This is a genomic window from Moorena sp. SIO4A5, assembly GCF_010672005.1.
Classification (GTDB): domain Bacteria; phylum Cyanobacteriota; class Cyanobacteriia; order Cyanobacteriales; family Coleofasciculaceae; genus Moorena.
In genome coordinates this window covers 1-3,722 of sequence record NZ_JAAHHZ010000476.1, presented here as the reverse complement: position 1 = coordinate 3,722, position 3,722 = coordinate 1, and the positions used below count along the sequence as shown (strand labels likewise).

6 protein-coding genes are annotated in these 3,722 nt (G+C 43.4%); 5 read left to right on the top strand and 1 reads right to left on the bottom strand.

The genetic code is table 11. The features are described 5' to 3' along the window. The first annotated feature begins 202 nt into the window (after nucleotides 1-202). The 5 genes from F6K57_RS39525 (at nucleotide 203) to F6K57_RS39505 (ending at nucleotide 3,332) form a co-directional block, all read left to right on the top strand. Nucleotides 203-1,204 (top strand): MvdD family ATP-grasp ribosomal peptide maturase, encoded by a 1,002-nt coding sequence (locus F6K57_RS39525; protein ID WP_293074234.1) that lies wholly within the window; start codon nucleotides 203-205, stop codon nucleotides 1,202-1,204. Nucleotides 1,205-1,352: 148 nt separating this feature from the next. Continuing rightward, complete coding sequence (locus F6K57_RS39520; protein ID WP_075897055.1) at nucleotides 1,353-1,661, top strand: hypothetical protein; 309 nt, start codon at nucleotides 1,353-1,355, stop codon at nucleotides 1,659-1,661. Nucleotides 1,662-2,189: 528 nt separating this feature from the next. Next, nucleotides 2,190-2,318 carry a hypothetical protein gene (locus F6K57_RS39515; RefSeq protein WP_269086950.1) on the top strand — a complete coding sequence of 43 codons (129 nt, stop codon included), beginning with the start codon at nucleotides 2,190-2,192 and terminating at the stop codon, nucleotides 2,316-2,318. 144 nt (nucleotides 2,319-2,462) lie between these two features. Next, nucleotides 2,463-2,741, top strand: a complete 279-nt coding sequence (locus F6K57_RS39510; RefSeq protein WP_293074231.1) for a hypothetical protein — start codon at nucleotides 2,463-2,465, stop codon at nucleotides 2,739-2,741. A 15-nt stretch (nucleotides 2,742-2,756) separates the two neighbouring features. Then, entirely contained in the window at nucleotides 2,757-3,332 is a 576-nt protein-coding gene (locus tag F6K57_RS39505) for a PIN domain-containing protein (RefSeq protein ID WP_293074228.1), read from the top strand. A 207-nt stretch (nucleotides 3,333-3,539) separates the two neighbouring features. Here F6K57_RS39505 and F6K57_RS39500 read toward each other — a convergent pair whose 3' ends face one another. Continuing rightward, nucleotides 3,540-3,683 carry a hypothetical protein gene (locus F6K57_RS39500; protein ID WP_293074225.1) on the bottom strand — a complete coding sequence of 48 codons (144 nt, stop codon included), beginning with the start codon at nucleotides 3,681-3,683 and terminating at the stop codon, nucleotides 3,540-3,542. Nucleotides 3,684-3,722: the final 39 nt, after the last annotated feature.

Here is a 3,722-nt window from a genome sequence, read left to right as displayed (position 1 = left end):
CCATTGCCCGAAACTTTTCCCTCAACTTGTATCGTGAACATGGCTTTGAGAATATGGCTCAGGCTCAGCGTCGTGCTGGTTCTACTCTTAACACACTCAAGGACTTGTTTAGAATGAAATAGCCCTGACTCCCTACTCCCTACTCCCTACTCCCTACTCCCTATTCCCTATTCCCTATTCCCTATTCCCTTTATTATTAACAATGACAGTTTTAATTATTACCCATAGCCAAGACAACGAAAGCATTCCCCTAGTGGTAAAAGCCATTGAAGAAAAAGGGGGGAAAGCCTTTCGATTTGACACTGACCGATTTCCCACGGAAGTCCAACTAGATGTCTACTACGGTAAGAATAAAGACGGTAAGAATACAGAAAGATTAATCCTAAAGTCTGAGGAAGAAAAGCTAGATTTGCAGGAGGTCTCCGCAGTTTGGTATCGGCGCATTGCCATGGGTGCAAGAATTCCGAGCACCATGGATCCGCAAATGCGGCAAGCCTCTGTACAAGAATCTCGTGTAACTATCCAAGGTATGATTGCCAGTATTGATGGCTTCCACTTGGATCGGGGCTCTGTGATTGAGCAAGCTAAGAATAAGCAGTTACAGCTAAAAGTAGCACGGGAACTCGGCATAGATACTCCTCTTAACCTGACCACCAATAATCCAGCCGCAGTGGTGGAATTTGCCAAAGAATGTGAGTCTGGCATAATTACCAAAATGCTTTCATCCTTTGCCATCTATGATCAGCAGGGAGAGGAGCAGGTAGTGTTTACCAATCCGGTCAAACCGGAGGATTTGGACAACTTGGATGGATTAAGGTTCTGTCCAATGACCTTTCAGGAACATCTCCCTAAGGCACTAGAGTTACGAACCACAATTGTCGGAAAGCAAGTGTTTACTGCTTCGATAGACTCTCAACAGTTTCCAGGTGCTCGTTATGACTGGCGGCGACGGGGCGTTGATTCCCTAAACGCTTGGCAGCCCTATCAGTTGCCCCAGGATCTCGAAGAAAAGTTGCTGAAGCTAATGGATTACTTTGGCTTGAACTATGGCGCGATTGATATTATTTTAACTCCCGATGGTCGCCATGTATTTCTTGAGGTCAATCCAGTGGGAGAATTCTTCTGGCTTGAGCTTTGCCCTGGCTTACCAATTTCCCAGGCTATTGCTGATGTTTTGCTGAACTTAGTGCCACGGCGTTCTTAGTATAGCAAAGGGAGCAGGCAATAGGGAGAATATAGCGCTACGGGCAAGGCAATTCCTGTGTTCACCCAGATACAAACGCTATCTATCATAGTAACATAGGTAAAATAGTTTGTTTATAGTCTGGGTTTAACTTCAGGATAATCTGAGCATGAAAAAGCAATTATTTTATCTAATTAAAATAACATCTACTAGTTTAATTACTTGCGCTTTAGGTCTAGAAATTTGGTATATTTATTTACGGCTAACCCATGGCTATCTACCAAGTAACCTCTATTATGTATTGTGGCTAGGAAGTATCGCTTTAATATCCCATTTCATTGAAGGTGTAATCGCTGCTTTTAAAGCTGACAGTTGTGATAAAAATCCTATAACCTATGGCATTTATACGTTTTTTGTGGGGTTTGTTGGATTGTGGGAATTATTGAATCCAAGTTCAGAAAGTTCTAGCTATAAATAAACCGTTGTACTGGATTATTTCCCGATATCAAGCAAAAAATGATTAGTGTAACTGACCAATTAGAATTGAGCGACCCTATTTTAGCAAGAGCCATATCCACAGGGCAAACGCATCTTAAGATTATGGTGTGGATGCACCTTAGCTGCATCATCCCATTTCTTCCTAACTAGGGCGCTCTAGCAGATGCGATCGCGAATAGTTCGCTTTTTGCCCACAGGTGGTGCTCGCGCCGCTAAGCTTGAGGCCGTTACAGGTAAAGCTCGGACTATACTAAAATAGTCAATAGGTTTTAGAGAATCATGCTCCAAGAACTTGAAGCGGTATTTGATCGGACAGCTCTTCAACTGGAAGTGCCCTTAAACTTAGCTGCAGGTACAAGGGTAAGGATTATTGTTGAAAGTGTTTTGCCTGATTAAGTAAGGCAACCTACAACATTCCTTCAAACTGCTCAGTGTTTAAAATTACATGGTGACCCAGATTGGTCAGAGAAAATTGACCAATATTTGTATGGGGAAACTGTTTCTGAGAATGACTGAAGTTTTTTTAGATACTTCTTTTGCGATCGCATTATCTTCGGTCACCGATCATAATCATCAACGGGCTGTCAATCTTGCCAATCAAATTCAAACTAACAAAACTTGTTTGGTAATGTTGTAGTTATCAATTAGGCTTCTTATTTATTATTTAAAATTTATTATTTAAAATTTCAGGAAATTCCCCTTTCTGGTTAAACCATTTTGCTATTCAGCAACGCCAACCCAAAAGCTATAATTGCTTCAAATAGCTAATTGCCTAACACCTATGAGTCAGCAGCTAACTCTAGAAATCAGCGATGAAGTCTACGCCGACCTACAGCGTAAGGCCAATGCAGTAGGAATATCCATAACGGATTGGATAGTCGCCGTTCTCAGCAGACAAGACGGAACTGTTAGCACTACGATGCTGTCTCCAGAGCAGCAAGAGCAGGCACGACAGAAGTTCAAAAGCCATGCAGGTGCAGTCAGTCTAGGACACGCAACGGGTGTAGATAACCTAGAGATTGATGCTGACCTCGCCAGAGCTTATACTGATGAGTATTAGAATGGGAGTGATTTTGTGCTTCTAGACACATCAGGTTTGTTGTGCTATCTCCATCGGGACGAACCACAGCATAAAAAGGCGGTGCAGTTAGTCGATGATGCGGGCAGTAAACTCTTGACTCATAGCCATGTCTTAGCTGAGTTGGTTGCTCTTGCACTGATCCGCCGGTTCCCTCGGGCTAAAGTTTTGGAGTTTGTGGTTGACTTGGTTGATAATCCAGACATTGAAACAGTCTGGGTTGATGAACAACTACACCGAGAAGCCATGCAGCTTTTAGCTGATCGGCAGGACAAGACCTATTCCTTGTGCGATGCGGTCAGTTTTATTCTGATGCGCCAACGTAGCATAACCGATGCATTAACCACAGATCGGCACTTTGAGCAAGAGGGATTTTTGACACTCCCCGCCCTGGAAGGACGGGGATTCTTGCTTCCACGGGGTGACTTGTTTAACCAGGCCGGAGCCAGGAAAAATAGAGGTCTCCTCTCCACAAGCGTATTTAGTCTTCGGACTTGGGTTCCGGTGTGCCCCACCGTACCTTTTCAAAATCTATGTCTTGATGCAAAGCGCGAGTGGGGGAAACCCCCATGACCGCGCTGCATCGCTTTAACTAGATACTTTTTTATCTAAATCTTTCATAAACATTTAAGTCGTTAGACCCAATTACGCAATATGTAAGCTCTACATATTTTTTACGTTGCCTACTTATGTTTAGACAGTATCTAGCTACACCAAAAGAAAGATTGATTATACTTTTATAGTAGCACACAAAGTGCCAACTTTCAATCCCATTGTCTCTTAGAATTGCCGTCGAACGAAGGACGGGGCGCGATTACCCAATTTTTTTGGTAAGACTATTGCCGCCAGCCAGCTAAAACTGCGTGGAATAGGCATGTTGGTGGAACAGGCATCTTGGTGGAACAGGCATCTTGCCTGTTTCATTTTCGTGCGGGCAGGATGCGCACCCTACTCATATTCATC

Bases quoted from the DNA above. Each gene is read 5' to 3' on its own strand.
- F6K57_RS39510 (WP_293074231.1), top strand. From the start codon at position 2,463: ATGAGTCAGCAGCTAACTCTAGAAATCAGCGATGAAGTCTACGCCGAC.
- F6K57_RS39515 (WP_269086950.1), top strand. From the start codon at position 2,190: ATGACTGAAGTTTTTTTAGATACTTCTTTTGCGATCGCATTATCTTCG.
- F6K57_RS39520 (WP_075897055.1), top strand. From the start codon at position 1,353: ATGAAAAAGCAATTATTTTATCTAATTAAAATAACATCTACTAGTTTA.
- F6K57_RS39525 (WP_293074234.1), top strand. From the start codon at position 203: ATGACAGTTTTAATTATTACCCATAGCCAAGACAACGAAAGCATTCCC.
- F6K57_RS39500 (WP_293074225.1), bottom strand. From the start codon at position 3,683: ATGAAACAGGCAAGATGCCTGTTCCACCAAGATGCCTGTTCCACCAAC.